Origin of the sequence: Caulobacter radicis (genome assembly GCF_003094615.1) — a bacterium.
In the GTDB taxonomy this organism is placed as follows: domain Bacteria; phylum Pseudomonadota; class Alphaproteobacteria; order Caulobacterales; family Caulobacteraceae; genus Caulobacter; species Caulobacter radicis.
Genome location: NZ_QDKO01000025.1, coordinates 56,309 through 77,620 on the forward strand (window position 1 = coordinate 56,309; position 21,312 = coordinate 77,620).

General features: G+C 68.3%; 18 protein-coding genes. 4 read left to right on the plus strand and 14 right to left on the minus strand.

All coding sequences use genetic code 11. The annotated features are described in order from the left end of the window. Positions 1-66: 66 nt before the first annotated feature. A complete protein-coding gene (locus tag DDF62_RS16050; RefSeq protein WP_116490026.1) occupies positions 67-960 on the plus strand; it encodes an MBL fold metallo-hydrolase in 894 nt (297 codons plus the stop codon). A gap of 83 nt (positions 961-1,043) precedes the next feature. On the opposite strand, the gene DDF62_RS16055 is transcribed toward DDF62_RS16050, so the two are convergent. The 7 genes from DDF62_RS16055 to DDF62_RS16085 all read right to left on the minus strand — a co-directional run bounded on the left by DDF62_RS16055 (position 1,044) and on the right by DDF62_RS16085 (position 10,829). Next, positions 1,044-1,886: a fumarylacetoacetate hydrolase family protein gene (locus tag DDF62_RS16055; protein ID WP_116490027.1), complete on the minus strand. Its 843-nt coding sequence runs from the start codon at positions 1,884-1,886 to the stop codon at positions 1,044-1,046. A 33-nt stretch (positions 1,887-1,919) separates the two neighbouring features. Beyond that, positions 1,920-2,801 carry a VOC family protein gene (locus DDF62_RS16060; RefSeq protein WP_116490028.1) on the minus strand — a complete coding sequence of 294 codons (882 nt, stop codon included), beginning with the start codon at positions 2,799-2,801 and terminating at the stop codon, positions 1,920-1,922. A gap of 9 nt (positions 2,802-2,810) precedes the next feature. Beyond that, the gene (locus DDF62_RS16065) at positions 2,811-3,263 is read right to left on the minus strand and encodes a GlcG/HbpS family heme-binding protein (RefSeq protein WP_116490029.1); all 453 of its coding nucleotides are present in this window, start codon (positions 3,261-3,263) and stop codon (positions 2,811-2,813) included. Beyond that, positions 3,251-4,876, minus strand: coding sequence for a bifunctional 3-(3-hydroxy-phenyl)propionate/3-hydroxycinnamic acid hydroxylase MhpA (gene mhpA, locus DDF62_RS16070; protein WP_116490030.1), 1,626 nt, complete (start codon positions 4,874-4,876; stop codon positions 3,251-3,253). Before mhpA ends, DDF62_RS16065 begins: the two co-directional genes overlap by 13 nt. 73 nt (positions 4,877-4,949) lie before the next feature. After that, positions 4,950-7,319 carry a TonB-dependent receptor gene (locus DDF62_RS16075; RefSeq protein WP_116490031.1) on the minus strand — a complete coding sequence of 790 codons (2,370 nt, stop codon included), beginning with the start codon at positions 7,317-7,319 and terminating at the stop codon, positions 4,950-4,952. Between the two features lie 208 nt (positions 7,320-7,527). Next, positions 7,528-9,474 (minus strand): glycoside hydrolase family 3 protein, encoded by a 1,947-nt coding sequence (locus DDF62_RS16080; protein ID WP_116490032.1) that lies wholly within the window; start codon positions 9,472-9,474, stop codon positions 7,528-7,530. Positions 9,475-9,485: 11 nt separating this feature from the next. After that, complete coding sequence (locus DDF62_RS16085) at positions 9,486-10,829, minus strand: MFS transporter (RefSeq protein WP_116490033.1); 1,344 nt, start codon at positions 10,827-10,829, stop codon at positions 9,486-9,488. A 155-nt stretch (positions 10,830-10,984) separates the two neighbouring features. Here DDF62_RS16085 and DDF62_RS16090 point away from each other — a divergent pair, with 155 nt between their 5' ends. Beyond that, positions 10,985-11,908, plus strand: a complete 924-nt coding sequence (locus tag DDF62_RS16090; RefSeq protein WP_116490034.1) for a LysR family transcriptional regulator — start codon at positions 10,985-10,987, stop codon at positions 11,906-11,908. Positions 11,909-11,973: 65 nt separating this feature from the next. Here the strand turns inward: DDF62_RS16090 and DDF62_RS16095 are convergent, their stop codons facing one another. Beyond that, the gene (locus tag DDF62_RS16095) at positions 11,974-12,252 is read right to left on the minus strand and encodes a Rossmann-fold NAD(P)-binding domain-containing protein (protein ID WP_133244937.1); all 279 of its coding nucleotides are present in this window, start codon (positions 12,250-12,252) and stop codon (positions 11,974-11,976) included. Positions 12,253-12,319: 67 nt separating this feature from the next. After that, on the minus strand, positions 12,320-13,114 hold the full coding sequence (locus DDF62_RS16100) for an alpha/beta fold hydrolase (RefSeq protein ID WP_116490036.1): 795 nt from the start codon (positions 13,112-13,114) through the stop codon (positions 12,320-12,322). 156 nt (positions 13,115-13,270) lie between these two features. Here DDF62_RS16100 and DDF62_RS16105 point away from each other — a divergent pair, with 156 nt between their 5' ends. Beyond that, the gene (locus DDF62_RS16105; protein WP_116490037.1) at positions 13,271-13,759 is read left to right on the plus strand and encodes a MarR family winged helix-turn-helix transcriptional regulator; all 489 of its coding nucleotides are present in this window, start codon (positions 13,271-13,273) and stop codon (positions 13,757-13,759) included. Positions 13,760-13,835: 76 nt separating this feature from the next. On the opposite strand, the gene DDF62_RS16110 is transcribed toward DDF62_RS16105, so the two are convergent. Both DDF62_RS16110 and DDF62_RS16115 read right to left on the minus strand, forming a co-directional pair. Further along, positions 13,836-14,624: an SDR family oxidoreductase gene (locus DDF62_RS16110; RefSeq protein ID WP_116490038.1), complete on the minus strand. Its 789-nt coding sequence runs from the start codon at positions 14,622-14,624 to the stop codon at positions 13,836-13,838. Beyond that, positions 14,621-14,950, minus strand: coding sequence for a nuclear transport factor 2 family protein (locus DDF62_RS16115; protein ID WP_116490039.1), 330 nt, complete (start codon positions 14,948-14,950; stop codon positions 14,621-14,623). Before DDF62_RS16115 ends, DDF62_RS16110 begins: the two co-directional genes overlap by 4 nt. A gap of 128 nt (positions 14,951-15,078) precedes the next feature. Between DDF62_RS16115 and DDF62_RS16120 the strand changes: the two genes are divergently transcribed. Beyond that, positions 15,079-16,002 carry a LysR family transcriptional regulator gene (locus DDF62_RS16120; RefSeq protein ID WP_116490040.1) on the plus strand — a complete coding sequence of 308 codons (924 nt, stop codon included), beginning with the start codon at positions 15,079-15,081 and terminating at the stop codon, positions 16,000-16,002. A gap of 540 nt (positions 16,003-16,542) precedes the next feature. Here the strand turns inward: DDF62_RS16120 and DDF62_RS16130 are convergent. Genes DDF62_RS16130 through DDF62_RS16140 form a run of 3 tightly spaced genes read right to left on the minus strand, consistent with a single transcriptional unit; the run spans position 16,543 to position 21,243 of the window. Further along, complete coding sequence (locus DDF62_RS16130; protein WP_116490041.1) at positions 16,543-17,007, minus strand: PaaI family thioesterase; 465 nt, start codon at positions 17,005-17,007, stop codon at positions 16,543-16,545. A gap of 55 nt (positions 17,008-17,062) precedes the next feature. Continuing rightward, on the minus strand, positions 17,063-20,155 hold the full coding sequence (locus DDF62_RS16135) for an efflux RND transporter permease subunit (RefSeq protein WP_116490042.1): 3,093 nt from the start codon (positions 20,153-20,155) through the stop codon (positions 17,063-17,065). Beyond that, positions 20,152-21,243: an efflux RND transporter periplasmic adaptor subunit gene (locus tag DDF62_RS16140; protein WP_116490043.1), complete on the minus strand. Its 1,092-nt coding sequence runs from the start codon at positions 21,241-21,243 to the stop codon at positions 20,152-20,154. Before DDF62_RS16140 ends, DDF62_RS16135 begins: the two co-directional genes overlap by 4 nt. Positions 21,244-21,312: the final 69 nt, after the last annotated feature.

Below are 21,312 nucleotides of genomic sequence, written 5' to 3' on the forward strand. Positions count from 1 at the left end.
ATATATTAGCTTGATCTAATTTAGCAATGCCTAATATATAGATCTTGCTAAAGGGGGGCTCCGGCCATGCGGCCCGACGTTCAAGCGTTTTTCGATACCGCCACCTTCACCGTCAGCTATCTGGTCGTCGACCCGGTCACTGGGACAGCGGCGATCATCGACCCCGTCCTCGACTTCGAGCTCAAGGCCGGCAAGCTTTCTACGCGCTCGGCCGACGCCATGCTGGCCGCCGTCGCGGCGCGCGGCCTGATCCTGACTTATGTGCTCGAGACCCACGCCCACGCCGACCATCTGTCGGCCGCCGACTACATCCGCGGCGAGACCGGCGCGAAGATCGTCATCGGGGCCAGGATCGTCGAGGTGCAGAAGGCCTTCATCCCGGTGTTTGAGTCCGAGGCCGCCGCCGACGGTTCGGCCTTCGACGTGCTGATGAAAGAGGGCGACGCGCTGCCGCTGGGCCAGCTGACGATCGGCGCGCTGCACACCCCCGGACACACGCCGGCCTGCCTGACCTATCGGATCGGCGACGCGGCCTTTGTAGGCGACACGATCTTCATGCCCGACTACGGCACCGCTCGCGCCGACTTCCCCGGTGGCGACGCGCGCACGCTGTTCCGCTCGATCCGCAAGGTCCTGGACTTGCCCCCGGAAACCCGGGTGTTCGTCGGCCACGACTACCTCCCCGAGGGCCGGTCGGACTATCGTTGGGAGACCACGGTGGCCGAGCAGCGGGCTCGCAACATCCACCTCCGGGACGGCCAGGCCGAGGATGCGTTCGTGGTCCTGCGCGAGGCTCGGGACGCGACGCTTCCAGCGCCCACCTTGATCCTGCCGTCGCTACAAGTGAACATCCGAGCCGGCGCCCTTCCAGCACCAACACCTTTCGGCGGCGTATTTCTCAGACTGCCCGTGACCGGATCACCTATCAGCAGGCAGCGGCCGGCCTCGTCTGTGCTTTGAGCGGTGCGACGTCCAGTTCCTTGAAGCAAGCCAATTTCCGCTGTTGGCGCGCTGCCGCCTGATCGGAGGCGGCGGCTAAACGACTACTCCTCGTCGATGACCGAGTTTGTGAGCAGGCCTATGCCGGTGATCTCGACCTCGACCACGTCGCCGGCCTTCATCCAGAGCGGCGGTTCGCGCTTGGCGCCGACGCCGCCCGGCGTGCCGGTCAGGATCAGGTCGCCCGGCGACAGCGGGGTGAATTCCGACAGATAGGCGATGATCGTCGGCAGGGGGAAGATCAGGTCGGCCAGGCTTGCGTGCTGCACCTGTTGGCCATTGAGGCGAGTGGTGACGGTGACGGCGTTCAGGTCGTCAATCTCGTCGGGCGTGACCAGCCAGGGGCCAAGGCCGCCGGTGCCGGGGAAGTTCTTTCCGGGCGTGAACTGCTGGGTGTGCCACTGCCAGTCGCGCACCGAGGCGTCGTTGGCGCAGGCGAAGCCGGCCACATGGCTCATGGCCTCGGCCTCGCTGATGTGGCGGCCGCCCTTGCCGATGACGACGGCCAGTTCGCCCTCGTAGTCGAGCATGGTCGAGCTTTGCGGGCGCACGATCGGGCCGCCGTGCGGGGTCAGGGTGTCGGCGAAGCGGGTGAAGATCGACGGATGGCGGACCTTGGCCCGGCCGGTTTCCTGGCGGTGGGTCTCGTAGTTGTGGCCGACGCAGAAGATCTTGCCTGGGGTCGTGACCACCGGCAGCAGCTCGATCTCGGAGACCGGCACGTCGAACGGCGCCTCAGCGGCCAGGGCCTGGATGGCGTCAAGGCGCAGGGCGGCGACGAGGTCGTGCTCGTCCGGGCCGGCGATCGCCCCGAAATCGGCGACGCGGTCGCCCTGGATGGCGCCGTAGGAGGGAACGCCGTTCCGCAGGAAGCTGATCAGTTTCATGGAGTTGGTCTCGACTCTTGGAGTGCGTTGCGTCTAGGCGGCCGCGGTCGGCAGGGGCGCGTGCCCGAAGGTGCGCTCGGCGGTGTTGAGGGCGGCGAAGTCCTTGCCCGACAGGCCCCACTGGTCGATGCGGCCTTCCGGCCAGGTCCAGTCCTCGGGCGCGCCAACCTTGTAGTCGTCGGGGATGATCTCGACGGCGGTGGAGAACTCAACGACCGCGCCGAACGGGGCGATGAAATAGGCGAACACGTTGTCGCCTGGGCCGTGGCGGCCGGGGCCCCAGGCGGGGACCGCGCCGGTGTCACGTAGGCGGCCGACGCCGCGCATCACCGCATCCAGGTCGGCCATCTCGAAGGCGATGTGGTTCAGCGACGTGAAACCGGCGCGCGCGAAGGCGGTGGAGTGGTGCGAGGCGTTGCAGCGCACGAACACCATGCCCTTGGTGCGGTCGGAGACCTTGAAGCCCAGGGCCGCCTCGGCGAAATCGGCCGTGGCCTCGGCGTTTGCGGCGTTCATGACCACGTGGGTCAGCTTGACCGGCAGGTCGCGGCCCTCGATCGGCTCGGCCAGGGCAGCGCCGTGCAGGAAGCGGAACACCTCGCCCTCGGGCAGCTGGACCAGGATCCCTGCGCCGCCGCCGAGATCGTCAGAGGTGGTCTCGACGACAGGGGCGCCGGCCGCGCGGGCCTTGTCGGCGATTTCGGCGACCTCGGCCTCTTCGCCGACGAAGGTGGTGCAGCGCACCGACGATCCCGGCGTCTCGGTCATGGCCACGAGATAGGGGAAGGTCCCCGAACCGCGGAGATAGCGGGTATCGCCCGCCGCGCCGGCGTCGGCCAGGCCCCAGATGTCGGTCAGGAACGCGGCGGCCGCGGCGGTGTCGGGCAGGTTCAGTTCGATGCTGCGAAGGCGCATGGCGGCTCCTTAAGCTTGGGGCGCGGGCGCGCCGCCCGGATCGGGGGTGAGGTCGGCGGCGATGACCCCGGCGATGGCGCAGGCCTCGTCGGCGTCGCCGGTGTCGCCGCTGATGCCGACGGCGCCGATGATCAGCCCTTGCGGGTCGCGGATCAGCACGCCTCCGGGCGAGGGGGCCATGGCCCCGCCGCTGATCGCGAACAGGGCGGAGTAGAACACCGGCGCGGCGTTGGCGCGCTTGGCCAGCTCGCGGCTGCCATAGCCCATGCCGAGCGCGCCAGTGGCCTTGGCCACGGCGATCTGCGGCCGCATCAGGCTGGCGTCGTCCTCGCGCTTGAGCGCCACCAGGTGCGCGCCGGCGTCGAGCACGGCCACAGCCAGCGGCTGGTAGCCGTCGCGACGGGCTTGGGCGAGAGCGGCGTCGACGATGAGGGAGGCGGCCTCCAGGGTCAGGCGGGACATGGGGTCTCCACGCGGGCGGCGAGCGTCAGGGACAGATCGGCGCGAAGCTGGTCGATCAGGGCGGGCAGGTCGGCGGGGGCCTTGGCCAGGCCGTAGACGTAGCGGTCGGGGCGCAGCAGCACGGCGGCGGCGTCCCTGGCGTCGAGCCAGGCGGCCAGGGCGCCGTCGGCGTCGTCGAGGTCGCGGCCCAGCACATGGACCCGTCCGCCCAGGGCGGCCCAGTCGGCCCACTCGGCGAAGGCGGTCAGGGCCGGGGTGGCGGCGAGGGGCTCGCGGGCGATGACGCAGAAGCCTCGGCCCAGGACCTCGTCGAGCAGCAGGCGCTGGGCGCCGACGCGCGGATGAATGAAGCGCTCGCCGCAGCCGGGGCGCACGACGCCAGCCTGATACGCGGGGATCAGGTCAGCGGCGGTGGCGCCGGGGACGCTGGCGGCCATGGCCTGGCGCATCCTGGCGTCGCGCTCGGCGGCCTTGGCGGGGTCGAGCTCGCAGATGTAGCGGCCGGCGGCGACGGCCGCGCCGATAACGCCGCGCACATGGGGGTCGCGCTCGGGCTGGTAGGTGTCGAGCAGGGTCTGGTCGGCCAGGCCGCCTACGACCAGCGGCAGCTTCCAGGCCAGATTGGCCACGTCGCGCAGGCCATGGCACATGCCCTGGCCGAAGAACGGCGGGGTCTGGTGGGCCGCGTCGCCGGCCAGGAACACCCGGCCCACGCGCCAGCGCTCGGCGACCAGACCGTGGAAGCGGTAGGTGGCCGCGCGCACCAGGCGATAGGTCGAGCCGGCCACCCAGGGGGCGATCAGGGCCTCGACGGCCTCGGGTCGCATCATCGCCTGGTCGTCCTCGCCGGGCAGCAGCATGAACTCCCAGCGGCGGTGATCGCCGCGGCCGGGGACGATGGTGGTGGGGCGGCGCGGGTCGCACAGCATCACCGACAGCTGCTGCAGGTCCGCGCCGGCGGGCAGGCCCGGGATCGGCGGGAAGCTTATGGGGCCGTCGACCTCGGCGTCGACCACCAGCCAGGGCTCCTCGAAGCGCAGGTCGTCCAGCCGCACGCCCAGGCTCTTGCGCACGGCGCTGCGGGCGCCGTCGCAGGCGATGACCCAGCGGGCGCGCAGGGTCTGGCCGTCGGCCAGGGCCAGGGCCACGCTGTCCTCGTCCTGGGTCAGACTCTCCAGCCGCGCGCCCAGGCGCAGGTCCACCCCGGCGAAGCGGTCCAGGGCCCCGCGCAGCTGGGCCTCCAGCTCGGGCTGGTAAAAGAAGTAGTCGTTGGCCCAGCCGAAGCGCCTGGCCTGGCCGGCCGTGCCCATGTAGCGGATCACCCCACCGTCGGCCCCGATGTGCAGATGGCCCTGGGTCTCGCGCATCAGGGGGCGCAGCCGGTCCACCAGTCCCGCACCCTGAAAGATACGCATCATCTCGTGGTCCAGGTGCACCGCCCGCGGCAGCGGATGCGGATCGCGCTCCTGCTCCAGGACCACCACCTGCAGCCCCGCAGCCCCCAGCAGATTGGCCGCCATGGCCCCAACGGGACCGCAACCGATTATAGCGACCTCATAGAAAGGCGCGGCGTCCCCGGACGGCGGGACGGAAGAAGAGGCGGGACGCGACATTCACGGTTCCGGCGATGAAAGCTGAAAAAAGGCTGGCGCGCCGGCGGAAGGGGCCGGCGCGCCCAGGAGGGGATCAGAAGTTCACGCGCAGGGTGGCGCCGGCGTAGCGGGCGGCGTCCTTGGAGGTGAAGAACAGGATGTTGCCGGGATTGGCCGCGTTGGTGACGATGTTGTCGCGCTGCATGCCGACGGCGTAGTGCTTGTCGGTCAGGTTGCGGACGAAGATCGTGAGCTGATAGCGGTCGTCGGCCGAGCGGGCCCCGACGCTGGCGTCGAAGGTGGTGTAGCCGCCCTGGCGCAGGGCCTTGTCCTGCTCCAGCGAGAACAGCACCTCGCTCTGGCTGTTCATGCCCAACTGGCCGAAGCCGACCCAGGCACCGCCCGGCAGGTCGGTCTCGTAGCGGACGTTGAGGTTGCCGCGCCAGTCGGGGGCGTTGGGCAGGATGCCGTCGCGCACGTTCTGGACCGTGCCGCTGCCGAGGCGGAAGCAAGTGTTGACCGGTTCGGCCGCGCCGGAAGCCAGGGTCATGGGCGTGGCCTGGGCGGGCAGGGCGCAGGCGATGCGGTCGGCGTCGAAGCGGGCTTCCAGGCGCGTCACGCCGCCGTTGATCGACCAGTGGTCGTCAGGACGGATCGAGAACTCGACTTCCAGGCCCTTGGACACCGAGGTCCCGGCGTTGGTCGGCACCGACACGTTCGGGGCGATCGTCGACTGGACCTGAAGGTTGTCGTATTTGGCGTAGAACAGCGCCGTGTTCAGGGTCAGGCGACCCTGGAAGGCCTGTTGCTTGTAGCCCAGCTCGTAGGCGTTGACGGTCTCGGGCTTGACGGCGGTCTGGCCCGCGAAGTCGGCGGTGATCTCGACGTCGTAGCCCTGGCCTTTATAGCCCCGCGACCAGGTCGCGTAGGTCTGGGCGCGGCTGCTGAAGGCGTACTTCACGCCGGCCTTGCCCGACAGGTCGGTGTCGGACACCTCGCCCTTGCCGGTGTTGGCCGCGAACAGCAGGCGGTCGCCGGCGAAGGCCGGATTGGCGGTGCGCTCGCCCCAGTACGACACCGTCTCCTTCTGCAGGCGGAAGCCGCCGAACACCGACAGGGCGTTGGTCAGCTTGTAGTCGGCCTGGCCGAAGGCGGCGATGTTGTCGGTCTGGGTGTTGGCCTGGTGCGAGGCCGACGAGAAATAGTAGGTGGGGCAGGCCTGGCCGTAGGCCGCCGGGGTGGTGACGCAGCCGCCGACGCGGCGGGTGAAGGCGCGGTCGAGGTCCAGGTTGAAGTAGAACAGGCCCACTGTGTAGGTCAGCGGCTGGTTCGACGGTGAGGTCAGGCGCAGTTCCTGAGTGAACTGCGAGATGTCGATCGTCCCGCCGTTGACGCCGAAATAGCCGTTGCCGAAGGGCACGTAGACCGGCGTGGACGCCACGAAGCCGTCGACGTCGACGTTGTTCTTCATCTTCCAGGTGCGATAGGCGGTGACCGATGTCAGCGTATGGTCGCCCAGCTCGTAGTTGGCCTCGACTGACAGGCCCTTCTGCTGGGAGTCGGCGAAGGTGTTGCTGTCGCTCATCACGCTGCGGTTGGAGACCGAGGCGACGATCGGCGAGCGCAGGCCGTTCAGGACGCTGTTGGAGGTCTGGTAGGGGATCGGCTGGCAGCAGTCGGACTTGCTGTCGCGATAGTCGGCGGTGGCCAGGATGTTCAGCTTCTCCGAAGCCAGCCATTCCAGCTTGCCGCGCACGCCGAGGTCTTCGCCGCCGTAGACCCAGTCCTTCTTGCCGTAGTCGTAGATGTAGCCGCGGTTGTCGTTATAGAACGCGGTTAGCCGCGCGCCGACCGTGTCGCTGAGCGGGCCCGACACCGAGCCGCGCAGGCGGTACTCGCCCTGTTCGGCGGCGGTGGCTTCGGCCACGGCCTCGAAGCTCTTGGACGGGCGCTTGGTGACGATGTTGATGACGCCGGCGGTGGCGTTCTTGCCGAACAGCGTGCCTTGCGGACCGCGCAGAACCTCGACGCGCTCGACGTCGATCAGGTCCTGGAAGCCCTGGCCCTGGCGCGACATCACTACGCCGTCGACGACGAACGAGACCGCCGATTCCAGGCCGGCGTTGAACAGGGCCGTGCCCACGCCGCGGATACGGACGTTGTTGTTCAGGTCGCTGGTCGACTGGGTGAAGGTCAGCGACGGCACCAGCGAGGCGACGCCGGCGGTGCTGTTGACCTGGTTGCGCTGCAGGGCGTCGGCGCCCAGGGCGGTCACGGCCAGGGGGACGTCCTGAAGGCGCTCGCTACGTTTCTGGGCTGTGACGACGATCTCGGTCACGGCCGTGTCGTCGATGGTCGCGGCGGCGTCCTGGGCCATGGCCTGGCCGGAGATCAGGGCGCCCAGCGCCACGGCGGCGGTAGAGACCATGTAGCGCGAACGCCGGGTGAATTTGACGGTGATCAAGGAATAGTCCTCCCCAACTTATTATTGATGGCCTTCCGGCGGGCCGCCCCTGCGGGCTGGCCGATGAGCGAGACATGGCGCGCTCCGTGCCCCTTGGTCCAATGATGGATTGTCGGTACGTACGCTATTTTACTTATGACTGATCGCGGCGGAGTCCGACCTTGTCGAAGCCAGGGCGACGCGCCGCGTGAACGGCTGCGCTCGGGGTCTAGCGGTTCCGTCCGAAGCCGGTGCGGTAGAGGGGATCGGCCGAATCGGCCGGCACGTCGGGAAGCTGCGCCTCAACGGCGGCTTCGGACGACGGCAGCTCGAACGGCAGCCGGCCCTGGAACGGGGCGTCGCCGGTCAGCATGTCGAGCAGGGCCTCGTCGGAGGCTCCGAAGTCGGCGATCAGGACGTTGGCCCTGGCGCGGATCGGCGTCAGTATGGCGGGCCGGTCGAGATAGGCGCTGACGATCGTGCGCGTCGCCGCGCTCGCGCGTTCGACAGCCTGGCGGTCGGCGTTGTCCTCGGCGAAGGCCAGGCCGCCTTCGTGGTGGCGCGAGCCGAAGAAGTACTGCGGACGGGTCTTGAACGGGGCGACGATGCGCAGCAGCGTGACGTCGGCGTCTTCGGGGCGGTCGACCACCTGGAAGCCGCGGGCCTCGGCAGCGGCCTTGGACACCTTCCACAGCCAGACCTTGGGCCGCTTGTCCGCGGATAGCGGCAGGAGGCCGCCGCTGTTTTCCAGCAGCACCAGCGATCGGCGCTGGGCGTCGAGCGCGGCGGCCCTGGCCGCCGCGTCGCCGACCACGGCCTCGGCCCCGGCGGGATCCACATAAGGGTTTTCGAACAGGCCAAGCTCGAAGGTCAGTTCCAGCATCCGCCGAGCCGACTCGTCGAGCCGCGTCTGCGAAACCCGCCCCGAGCGGACGAGGTCCGTCAGGATGTCGGCGTCCATGACGCCGCCGAACTGGTCGACGCCGGCGTCGATACCCTTGGCGAAGCGCTCGGACTTGCTCAGCGTCTCCACGCCCCAGGGCATGCCGACCTCGTCGTGATGCAGGGTGCCGTTGACGCACGGTGCGTCGCAGTCGTCGGTGATCTTCCAGTCGGTGAGAACGAAACCCTTGTAGGCGTATGTTCCGCGCAACAGGTCGGTAACCATCTGGCGGCTGAAGCCGGCGCCGACGCGCTCGGCCTGCCGGCCGTTGATCAGCAGACCCTCGGGCGGCCGTCCGTAGGTGGGCATGACGCCGGAGACCTTGGCGTCGAAGGCGCCCAGGAAGGGCTGGACATGTTGCTGGAAGCGCCCGCCGGGAAAGGCGATGTCCTTGCCGTAAGGATTGTGGGCGTCGTAGCCCGCGGGCTGGGCGCCGTAGCCGACCCAGTGCTTGACCACGGTGGCGACGCCGTTCGGGCCGGGGCCTTCGCGCCCTCCCTGGAAGCCTTCGACATAGGCCTCGACCAGCTTCCCGGTCAGTTCCGGGTCGTCGCCGAAGGTGCCGTTGATGCGCGGCCAGCGCGGTTCGGTCGCCAGGTCGGCCATCGGCGACAACGCCATGGTGATCCCGACCGCGCGGTATTCGCGAGCGGCGATCCGGCCGAAATCACGCACCAGGGCCGGGTCGCGGATCGCGGCCATGCCGGTGGTCTCGGGCCATTGCGAGAACTGCCCGGCGCTGACGCTGACGCCCAGGGCCGCCTGGAAATGGTTGCGTGGGTCGCTGCTGAACACGATCGGCACGCCCAGGCGGCTGTCCTCGGCCATAGCCTGGGCGGCGTTGGCCATTTCGGCCAGGTCGCGGGGCTTGCCGCTGACCCGGTGGATGAAGAAGCGGACGTGGCGCTGCTGGATCCAGGGCTTGAACGCGGCCAGGTCCCAGGGCGCGCGCAAGTCGCCGCCCTGACCCGGCGGGGTGCCATGCATCAAAACGCCGGCCTTCTCTTCCAGCGTCATCCGCGCCACCAGATCCCGGGCGCGGACCGCCGCGGGCAGGCGCCAGTCCTCGTAGGAGTCGAGCCGATGGTTGCGGTCGAGATCCTTGAAGGCCAGGCCGTCCTGCTCGATCAGCGGCGCGGTGCGACGGCCCAGTTCGACCTGTTCGGCGGGACGCGGCGCGGCGGCGGTGAGCATCACCAGCAGGCTGGGGGCGAGCAGAAGGGTCTTAAGCATGACGATGTGCCTCAGGCGCTCTTTGCGACGGTGACGAGACCGACTTCCAGCGCCCTGCGCCGGATGGAGAAGATGGCGGCGGCGGCCAACTGGGCCAGGGCGAGCATGCCCAGGGTCAGGAGCAGAGCGTCGCCGGTCTGCTGGGCCAGGCCGATCAGCAGGGGGCCGAGCACGCCGCCGATCCGGTTGACCCCGACGGCGACTCCGACCCCGGTGCCGCGCAGGCCGGTCTCGTAGCTCATGGCGATGAAGTTGTTCATGACCGCTTGGGCGCCGAAGACGAACAGCCCGGTCAGCGCCACGACGACCATCGCCGCCGGCGTGCTGATCGCCGGGACCAGCAGCAGCAGGGCGACGGCCCCGCCGGCGAAGCCCGCGGCCATGGTCGGCACGCGGCCGTAGCGGTCGGCCGCCCAGCCGCCGATCGCGCCGCCCACGATCTGCATGGTCATCAGCAGCGAGCCATAGCCGAAGGCCGTCCGCACGCCCGCGCCCTGAGCCAGCACGATGCTGGGCAGCCAGCCGGTCAGGCCGTGGATGCAGAACAGGCTGAGGGCGCCGGCCACCCAGATCGCTAGGGTCACGCCGCGATAGCGCTCGCCCAGCAGGGCCAGGAACGAACCGGATGAGGCGGGCGGCTCGCCGGTGACGAAGCCTTCGGCCGACGCATAGGTATGGGCGCGCTCGGGGCGGGCCTGGGCGAGCAGGCGGGCGACCTCGGCGTGGCGGCCCTTGCGCACCAGGTGACGCACCGATTCTGGCAGCAGGAAGTGTCCGGCGATCGCCAGGGGAACCGCCAGCACGCCGATCAGATAGAGCTCGCGCCAGCCCCAGACCGGCCCGATGGTCATGCCGGCCAGGCCCGCGGCGATGCCGCCCAGCGAGAACGGCAGCACGAAGGCCAGGGTGGCGTAGCGGTTGGCGCAATTGCTGGGCGCCCATTCGTTGACGTAGACGAAGGCCAGGGGCGAGATCATGCCCAGGCAGACGCCGAGCAGGCCTCGCAGCACGCAGAATTCCACGAAGGTGGGAGCCCAGAGCCAGAGGGCCAGGCTGGCCAGCCCCAGGCCCCAGACGGCCGACAGCATCAGCCGGCGACGGCCGAAGCGGTCGGCCAGCGGACCTTGCAGGATGGCCCCGAAGGCCAAGCCGGCCAGGCCGATCGACAACATCAGGCCGATCTGCGGGGCCTGCAGGCTCCATTCGGCCTTCACGTAGGGGGCGACATAGGCGGCGTTGAACAAGTCGTAGCCGTCGATGAAGAGCATCGCCCCGATCAGCAGCGCGAACCCGATGTGGAAGCGGCCCAGGCGGGTCTCGCCCAGTTCCCGCGTGACGTTGATCGCGCCGTGCATCGATGTTCCTCCCGTGGTCGGCCGGAGCCTTTGGCGGGGCTTTGCGCCCTCGTGTCGCCGGCCGCAGGTCGCCACGGTCCAGGTTCAGACTCGATTGACCGCGATTTAGAACCAACGTCAAATAATGAAAGTGGGTCTTATCATAGGTTCAATTTATGGCTGTTGACGCCGGACAGATCGCCAACCTTTTGGCGATCGCCAAGTATGGCTCGTTCACCCGGGCCGCGGCGGAGAAGGGCATGTCCCAGCCGGCGCTGTCCAATAGCATCGCCCTGCTGGAGCAGCGCCTGGGCGTTCAGGTGCTCGAACGCAGCCGTCGCGGCTCAAGCCTGACGGCCTATGGCGAGATCCTGGTCCGCCGGGCCGAGGGGGTGTTCTCGCTGCTGTCCGACGCCGAGACCGAGGTCAGGCACTACGCCAACGGGATCAGTGGCCCGCTGCGGATCGGCGCGACGCCCAGCGTACTGGCCGATCTGGTGCCCAAGGCCCTGGGGCGGCTGGTGAGCGAGTGCGGGGCGGTCGATATTGAGATCGTCGACGATCTGGACGACGCCTTGGTGCCCATGCTGCGCGCTGGCCGTATCGACATCATCGTCGGCCCGGTTGCCGAGATGTTCCGCGGCGCACCGGACGTTGTCGAGGAGGTGCTGCTGGAGGATCCCTTCGCTATCGCCGCTGGCCCCCTGAGCACCTTCCATGGACGCAAGAGCCTGACCTTGCCGGAGCTGGCGATGGCGCGCTGGATCCTGCCACGCCAGGGCAGCACGTATCGCCGCCACGTCGAGGCGATGTTCATGACCCGCAATGTGGCCTGGCCCAAGGACTGCATTCTGGCCAATTCGCTGAGTGTCCTGGAGAGCTTGGTGCGCACGACCGATCGGATCACCCTTATCTCCGAGGTCCAGATCGGCGCTGCGGGTGAAGGCTTCTCTGTCATTCCGCTGGAAGGCGCGGGTCATCGGACCATCGGCTTCAAGATGCGGGCCGGCGCCAAGCCCACCGCTCTCGTCACCAGCTTCTGCGAGTCGTTGCGCGAGGAAGTAGCGACGCGGTGGAGCCCGACGGGCCGGTTTGAATAATCGGCCGACCGTATCGCAATGTCGGCAATTGGCGCGTCACGGCCTCAAACCACACGCGCTGAATGCTATTCGTCGAACGCGAGCGAGGCGGACAGATCGCGATGGGCCTCTATCTGCTGTTGAAGGGTCTGCAGCTTGGTCTCGACCGCGGCCATGGCGTCCGCCCCCGCCACGAAGCGAAGCGGCAGATCGCCGGAGTCCGAAAGAGTCACCAGAGCGCCCGCGAGCTTGGCCGGGTCGCCGCCCTGCAAGCCGTTCATGCCCGACCAGGTCGTCACCGTTTGAGATGTTCGCTCGGCGAAGTCAAAGCCCGTGTAGCCGCCGCCGTTTCCAGCCGTGTTCACGGCCCAGCCGCCGGCGCGTCTGGCGCGCCGGCGGCTGGCCCATCGGGCCCCGTAGTCGGTCTAGGTCCTACTTCGCCTTGGACAGGGCGGCCTTGGCGGCCTTGTCGATCACTTCGGCCACCGCTTGCGGCCGGCTGAGGAAGACGACGTGGCTGCCCGTAATCTCCACGGCTTGCGCGCCAATGCGGGTGGAGGTCTTGCGCAGGAGCTTGGGATCTATTGCGCCGTCCTCGGTCGCCACGACGAACCAGCTGGGTTTCACGCGCCAGGCGGCCTTGGTGACCCTGTCGCCGAAGGCGGACATGGCGATCGGCGCCTGGCTGTCGCGCATAAAGGCCGCGTCGGCGTCATTGATGTCGGCGGCGAAGCCAGCCTTGAACTTGGCGAGGTTGACGAAGCCGAAGCCGTCCGATTGCTGCTCGATCACGAAGCCAGGAGGGGCGGGGACCTCGGCAAACTGGTCCCCGGTCGACTCACCGGCGTCAGGCGCCAGGGCGGCGACATAGACCAGACCCGCGACCTTGGGATCGTTGCCGGCCTCGGTAATCACTGTGCCGCCGTACGAGTGGCCAACCAGGATGGTCGGACCGTCCTGGCGGGCCAGCACGCGGCGGGTGGCGGCGACGTCGTCGGCCAGCGAGGTCAGCGGGTTCTGGACGATACTGACCTTGTAGCCCTGGGCGGTCAGTCGGTCGTAGACCCCCCGCCAGCCCGAGCCGTCGGCGAAAGCGCCATGGACAAGGACGACGTTGTGGACGGCGGGCGCATGCGCGTCGTGCGAGGCGTCGGCTTGGGCATGAGCGGCGCCGGCCAAGCCCGTCAGGGCGGCGGCGATGAGAAGGGTGCGCGCTTGGCGGATCATGGAATCCTACCTGTGAAGAGTGGTGTTCGTGGGGTTATTGCGATAAAAGTTATTGCGATAAGTATCTTTTAGCGCTCGCGCACGCGGTCGTCCAGTGGAAAGTTATCGCGATAGCAATTTCTCGGATTGGGCCTATATGGACAGGAGGAGACCGTCATGAACCACAGCCCCCCGCCTCCGCTCGACGACCAACTCTGCTACGCCATCTACTCGGCAGGCATCGCCATCCAGCGCACCTACAAGCCCCTGCTCGACGCGCTCGGCCTGACCTACCCCCAGTATTTGGTCCTCAATCTGTTGTGGGCCGAAGACGGGCAATTGGTGGGGCGGCTAGCCGATCGTCTGGCGCTCGAATCCAGCACCCTAACCCCCTTGCTCCAGCGTCTTGAGGCGGCGGGCCTGGTGAACCGGACCCGCGACCCCGCCAACGCCCGCCAGGTCATTGTCGCCCTGACGGACGCCGGACGGGCGATGCAGCAGGAGGCCGGCTGCCTGGGCGCGGCCTTGCTCGAAGCCTCGGGCCAGTCGCCTGACGCCCTCAACGACCTGAATGACAAGGTCCGGGCGCTGAGGAACGACATATACGGCGCCATCGGCGGATGGGGGACTGGGACGTCCACCGCCAAGGCTGATGAACGACCGTGAGGCAGAGTTCGAGGGCGCTGGGCGTTGTCGGACATCTGTCCATGCCTGGCCTGCGCGGCCAGGCATGGACACGCAATCAGACGGTCGGCACTGTGCCGCCATCGACGACGAACTCGGCGCCGTGGATCGCGGCGGCGCGATCCGAGGCCAAGTAGGCGATGAGGTCGGCGACCTCGATCGGTTCGGCCCCGCGACCGATCGAAATGCCGCCAAGGCCCTGCAGGACCAGTTGGCGCGCGTCCTCGATCGTTCCGTCGTTGGCGTCCTGCAGACGCTTGAGAAACACGCCGGTCGACTCCGTCATGATCCAACCAGGCGACACGGCGTTCACCCGCACGCCCTTGGGGCCCAGCTCCTTGGAGATCGACTTGCTGTAGGTCCTGAGCGCGGCCTTGGCGGCGGCGTAGGCCGTGGTCGCCTCGGGAAGCGGCAGCACAGACTGGATGGACGTAACGTGCACGACTGCCCCGGCGCCGCGCTCGATCATCTGCGGGATCAGCAGGCGATCGAGGCGGACCGTGGCCAGAAGGTTCAGGTTGAGTTCGGAGAGCCAGTAGTCGTCCGTCAAGGCGACAAAGCCGCCGCCCGGCGCCGACGAGCCGCCGACCACGTGGGCGAGGATGTCGATCCCGCCCAGGCGCTCAAGCGCCGCCCTGGCGAAGGTTTCCCCGCCCCCGGCCGTCGTCAGGTCCGCCTGGACGAACTCGACGCCGTCGATGGGCTCCAGGCTTCCGCGGGCGGCGGTGATCACCCGGGCGCCGCCGGCCAGGAAGCGGTCGACAGTCGCGCGACCCAGGCCCTTTGAGCCGCCGCTGATGAGCACGCGCTTGCCGGCGAACTCGGTCGGATCTGCCTTGAAGGTCATACGGTGATCTCCAGGGCCTTGATGCCGTCGTTCTCCAGCGTGAAGCGGTAGGTGAAGCGGATCGGGCTGCCTGGGAAGTCACCGTGGGCGAGGCCTTCGACCACGATCTGCCCGCCCTCGTACCGGGCGGTGTCGGGCATGAAGATCGCCTTCACGGGGACCACTTCGTGTTCGAACAGGGACCTCAGTTCGGCGTGCCCGCGAAGCACCGCGCCATTATCCGTGACGACGGCGTCGGCCGCGAAGGGCTTCAGCATGGCGTCCACATCGAGCTGGGCGTTCGCGGCCACATAGGCGGCGATCGGAGATGGAAGGTCGAGCGACATCGTCTTTGTCCTGCTTTCAGCGCTGGCAGCCAGGCCGGCTGGTAGTGCGCTTGCCAGACAAGTTAGACGTCGCCAGTTTGCGTGATAATCCGGTCAATCAGGAATGCTTCATCACGAAAGGCAGGACAATGGTCCAAGGCAGCCTTACCGAACTGGACGCCGTCCTGATGGTCGCCCGACGGGGCAAGTTCCGCACGGCTGCGCTTGAGCTAGGGATGTCGACGACTGCGCTCAGCAACGCGATCGTAAAGCTGGAACGCTCGCTCGGCGTACGGCTCTTCAACCGCACGACGCGAAGTGTCTCCCTGACCGAGGCTGGCCAGCAATTCGTTGCGCAGGTCGCGCCCGCCGTGCGCGACATTCACGAAGCGATGGACATTGCGCGCTCCCAGAAAACGGCCCCTTCGGGCACGCTGCGCATCAATGCCTTTCCCACAGCGGCGCGGGAAATCTTCTCCTGGCTCGTCCTTCCCTTCCTGCGCGTGCACCCGCAGGTTCACATCGATATCGTCACGGAGGGGCGCCTCGTGGACATCGTCGAGGGCGGCTTCGACTTCGGCGTTCGCAGCGCCGACCTTGTGCCCGTCGACATGATCGCGCTCCGGCTGGGCGGCGCGCGGCGCAATGTCGTGGTTGGCTCACCGGGCTATTTGAAGGCGCACGGGACGCCCGTGATCCCCCAGGACCTGGCGGAGCATTCCTGTCTCCGCGTCCGGCTTCCCAACGGCGCAATCTACCGCTGGCCGTTCGAGAAGGATGGACAGTCCGTCCAGATCGACGTCGAGGGCGCCGTTACTCTCGACGAAGCGAGCCTCGCCCGCACCGCAGCCCTGGCCTCCGTGGGCCTGACCCTGGCGATGGAGTCCGATGTGCGAGACGACATCGAGGCTGGCCGCCTCGTGCGCGTGCTCGAGGACTGGACGCCAAGCCTGTCACCCTTGAGCCTCTATTATCCGAGCCGGCGCAATCCGACCGCCGCGTTCAAGGCGTTCGTCGACTTCGCGCGGCGCCATAGTGGAACCAGCGACGCCCTTAGGCCGTCGATAGGCTGAATCTCGCGAGCCCCACACGGGAGGTTAGAAGCCCGCTCGGCGCGGCAACGTGGCGATGACGCGATCCCGAAGTGGGCATACGTCGCCTTTCTAGCGGCGGCAGACGTCCGCACTTGGCGCGGCCAAGCCTTCAGCTGACCTGCTGTGGTCGAGCGCTGGCGAGGGCTAGACGCGGCGTTCCTGCAGGCTTCACAGGACCCCGTCGCGCTGGCGGCGCTCAAGGCCAAGCTGACGGTCGCGGCCTGGAAGACCAAGCCCAGCTGGGCGGTGGGCGCCACGGAGGGACGGGGCGATCGCCTCCGAGCTGCTGCGCAAGATCGCCCGGCGCATTGGCGCCAATGCGACCGAGGTCAAGGGCAGCAACGTCGTTTTCGCCTCGCAGCCCAAGGCCCTGGCCGGCGTGATCGAGGCCGCCGCCCAGGGCGCGCGCCAAAGCTGGCCCCGCATTTTCCTTGATCAACAGCCGGCCCCTCGGGGCCGGACCTGGAGACACAGGTGAGGTGAGGGCGAGGTGGGTTCCGATAATTGAACGGGCTCTTCTCACCGCTCGAACACCAGCAGGCTCGAGGTCGCCGTGGCGTAGATCCGTCCCCTGGCGTCCTTGATCGTGGCTTCGGCGAAGGCGGCGCGGCGGCCGAAGGTCACCACACGGCCCTCGGCGCGCACCAGGCCCGTCTTGTCCGTGAGGGGCCGGTGATAGGACACCTTCAGGTCCAGGGTCGTGTAGGCCTGCTTGGCGCTGAGCTTGGAGTGCACGGCGCATCCGCAGGCGGAGTCCAGCAAGGTCGCCGCATAGCCGCCGTGGACCGTGCCGATCGGATTGTAGGCGTGGCGCCCTGGCAGGCCCTCGAACGCCGCCCAGCCGTCGCCGGCCTCGGTGAGCGAAAATTCCAGGGTCTCGCCGATGGGCGCTCGTCCACCGGCGGCGATCATCGCCTGGAGTTGCTCCAGGCCCGACGCGCCAGGAGCGATCTGGTCGGCCAGTTTGGGTTCGGGGGCGCTCATGGTTTGTCTCCAGATCGATGCGGCTTAGGGCGGGGGCGCTGGCGAACCTTGATTGTCATGTCGCCAGCGGCTCGGGGGCGTTGGTGGAAGCCGCGTCGCTGCGGGGGGCCTTTATCCGAAACCACATGGCGTAGAGCGGCGGCAGAAAGACGAGCGTCAGGATGGTGCCGCCGATGGTGCCCCCGATCAGGGTGTAGGCCATCGACGACCAGAACACCGACAGGGTCAGCGGGATGAAGGCGAACACCGCCGCAAGCGCGGTCAGGATGACCGGCCTTGCGCGCTGGACGGTGGCCTCGACGACAGCGTGGAAAGGATCCAGGCCCTCTTCCTGGTTTATCTGGATCTGGCCGATCAGGATCAGGCTGTTGCGCATGATGATGCCGGCCAGGGCGATCAGGCCCAGGATCGCGTTGAAGCCGAACGGCTGGTTGAAGATCAGCAGGGTGGGCGCCACCCCCACCAGGGCCAGCGGCGCGGTCAGCAGCACCATCCACATCGCCGACAGCGAGCGAACCTGGAAGATGATCACCACCATCATCAGGATGAACATCAGCGGGAAGACCGCGGCCAGGGCGACATTGGCCTTGCCCGCCTCCTCGATCGAACCGCCCATCTCGATCCGGTAGCCGGCCGGCAGCGCCTTGATGATCGGCTGCAGCGACTTTTGAACCTGGGTCGAGACGTCCGGCGGCTGCAAGGTCTCGTCGATGTCGCCGCGAACGGTGATCGTCGTCAGGCGATCGCGACGGCGCAGGATGGGGTCCTCCATGCGGATCTCGGCCTTGCCGATCTGGTCGAGCGGGATGCGCTCGCCCGCCGCGCCCACCAGGGTGAAGGCGCCGAGCTTGGCCGGATCGAGCCGCTCCTGGCCGGTGGTGCGCGCGACCACTTCGACCGAGCGGATGTCCTCGCGAACCTGGGTGACCGGTACCCCCGTCAGCAGGAACTGCAGCTGCTGGGAGGCGTCGGCGGAGCTGAGGCCAAAGGCGCGCAGCCGATCCTGGTCGAGCACGAAATGCACGGTCGGCGCGCGCTCGCCCCAGTCGGTGTTGACCTGGCGCATGCCTGCGTTGCGCAGCATCACGCCCTTGACCTCCTCGGCGATGTCGCGAACGCGATCGGCGTCGGGACCCATGACCCTGAAGGCCACCGGGAAAGGCGAGGGCGGGCCGAACACGATCTGGGTGGCGCGGATCCTGGCGCCCGGAACCGAGCCGGCGGCCGCGAACTGGCGCACGCGCTTCTTGAGGGCGTCGCGCGCCTTTTCATCGGGCGTCAGCACCACGATCTTGGCGAAAGACGGATCGGGCAGCTCGGGCGAGATGGCCAGGAAGAAGCGCGGCGCGCCCTGGCCGATATAGCTGGTGACGATCTTGGCCTCGGGCTGTTTGGCCAGCCACGCCTCGACCTTCGCCACGGCCTGGCTGGTCGAACCGATGCTCTGCCCCTCGGGCATCTGCACCTCGATCAGCACCTCCGGCCGGTCGGAAATCGGGAAGAACTGCTGCTTGATCCCGCCCATCATCAGGACGGCGGCCACCATGGCCACGCCGACGCCGGCCGCAACCTTGAAGCGGTTATCCACCGTCCAGGTGACCATCTTGCGCAGCTTGCGATAGCGCGGCGTGTCGTAGATCGCCGCGTGCCCGCCCTCGATCGGCTTGATCTTGGGGATCATCAAGACGCCCAGATAGGGCGTGAAGATCACCGCCACGAACCAGGAAGTGATCAGGGCGAAGGCCACCACCCAGAAGATGTTGCCGGCGTATTCGCCGGCCGTGGACTTGGCGAAGCCCACAGGCATCAGGCCGATGATCGTCACCAGGGTGCCGGCCAGCATCGGGGCGGCCGTATGACCCCAGGCATAGGTCGCCGCCGAGATCCGGTCCTTGCCCTCCTCCATCTTCACCACGATCGTCTCGATGATGATGATGGCGTCATCGACCAGCAGACCTAGCGACAGGATCAGCGCGCCCAGGGTGATGCGGTCGAAATCGCGGCCGGTGACCAGCATGATCACGAAGACGCCTGCCAGGGTCAGCGGCACGGCCATGGCCACCACCACCCCGACCCTGAAGCCCAGGCTGATCAGGCTGACGACGATGACCACGGCCAGGGCCACGAAAAACTTCAGCATGAACTCGTCATAGGCCTCGACGATGTTCACCGACTGGTCGGTGATCTTGTCGAAGTTCATGCCCAGCGGCATCTCGGCCGAGATGGCCTTGGCTTCCCTGTCGAGGTTCTTGCCCAGCTCCAGTCCGTTGAAGCGGTCCTTCATCACCACGCCCAGCACGATAGCCGGCTCGCCGCTGCTGCGGATCATGAAGGTGGCGGGGTCTTCGTAGCCGCGCTTGACCTCGGCGATGTCGCCAAGCTTGAGCGTGCGGCCGCCGACCACGATCGGCGTCTCCTTGATCGTCTCCAGGCTGTCGATCGCGCCGTCGAGGCGGATCTGCACCTGGGGACCTTGGGTCTCGATCGCCCCGGCGGGGGTGACCAGGTTGCGATCATTCAGCGCGGCGAAAAGGTCGCGCGGGCTGACGCCCAGCGTCGCAATGCGCGCCTGGCTGAACTCCACGAAGATCTTCTGCGGCTGCTCGCCGATGATCTGGACCTTCTTGACGCCAGGCACGTGCAACAGGCGCTGGCGCAGGATCTCGGCCTGGCGCGCCAGCAGGCGCTGCGGCTCGCCCCTGGCCTTGAGCGCATAGAGCGCGAAGGTCACGTCGCCGTACTCGTCGTTGACGAACGGACCCAGCACGCCGCGCGGCAGGTTGGCGGCCTCGTCGGCCATCTTCTTGCGGGTCTGGTAGAACTGCTCTGGGACCTCCTTGGCCGGGATCTGATCCTTCAGGGTCAGGGTGGTGAAGGCCAGGCCGGGCCGCGTGAAGGTCTCCGACCGGTCGTACCACTTCAGCTCCTGCATCCGCTTTTCCAGCGGCTCGGCCACCTGGTCCTGCATCTCCTGGGCCGTGGCGCCAGGCCAGGCGCTGACGATGGTCATGACCTTGATCGAGAAGCTCGGGTCCTCGGCGCGTCCCAGCTTCAGGAAGGCGAAGGCGCCGGCGAAGGTCATGGCGATGATCAGGAAGAGGGTGATCGATCGCTCGCGCACCGCCAGGGCGGAGAGATTGAGGGTCATTGCGCCGCTCCGGTCTGGACGCGCACGCGCTGGCCCTGGTGGAGCATGTGCGCGCCCAAGGCCACGAACCGGTCGCCGCCAGAAAGACCGCCGGAGATCGTCACCGTCTCGCTCCCCAGCGACGCAACCTGCACGGCGCGCCAGTGGACGGTTGAGGTGCGCGGGTCGATGACCCACACGCCCGGACCCTTGCCGGCGTCATGGAGGGCGCCGATCGGCGCTTCGACGCCGCGGGCCGCTTCGCCGCCGGCCTGGCCCGGCAGGACCACGACCATGGTTGAGCCCAGCGGGGCCCGGGCGGCCGGGCCGCTCAGCACATACCTGGCCTCATAAGTGCGGGTGTGGGGGTCGGCCGCATCGGAAAGCTGGCGAAGCCGCGCCTGGCCGGCCTTGGCGCCGGTGAAGGCGTAGGCGTCCGCCGTCGAGCCGAGCGCGGGGCGAACGGTCTCGGGCAGGGCGATGGCGGCCTCGCGCGGGCCGGCATGGGCTAGGCGCACGACGGGCTGGCCGGCCGCCACCACCTGTCCGGGCTCGGCAAGGGTTTCCATTACCACGCCGTCTGCGTCGGCGGTCAGGACCGCGTAGCCGGCGGTGTTGCGCGAGACGCGGGCCTGGGCCTGGGTCGCCGCCAACTGCGCTTGGGCCGCGTCGGCGGCGGCTTTGGCCTGGTCGTAGACGAGGGTGGAAACCGCGCCGGCCGCAACAAGACCGCGATAGCGTCGCTCCTCAGACGCGGCCTGCTCGGCGCGGACGCGGGCGGCCTCCACTAGTTCGTGCTGGGCCGTGACGGCCAGAGCGTAGTCGGCCGCGTCGATGCGCATCAGCGGTTGGCCCAGGCGCACCGTTTGGCCGGCGTCGACTAGGCGGGCGACCACCTTGCCGGCGACCCGAAAGCCCAGGTCGCTCTGGACGCGGGCCGAGACGACGCCGCTGAACCGGCGCTCTCCAGTAGCGGCCGTCCCCGCGACGGCTGCGCGGACGATCGGAGCCTGGGTGCGCGGATCGTTGGCGTCGGCCTTGCCGCCACAGGCGGCCAGGGGCGCTAGACCGCCCAGGAGCAGGACGGCGGCGAGGGGGCGAGACGACATGGCTTAAGGATCCTGCCTTGACGGAAGGCTCCCAAGCTGGCGGCGAGTGACCAAATTGTCAACTAGTCA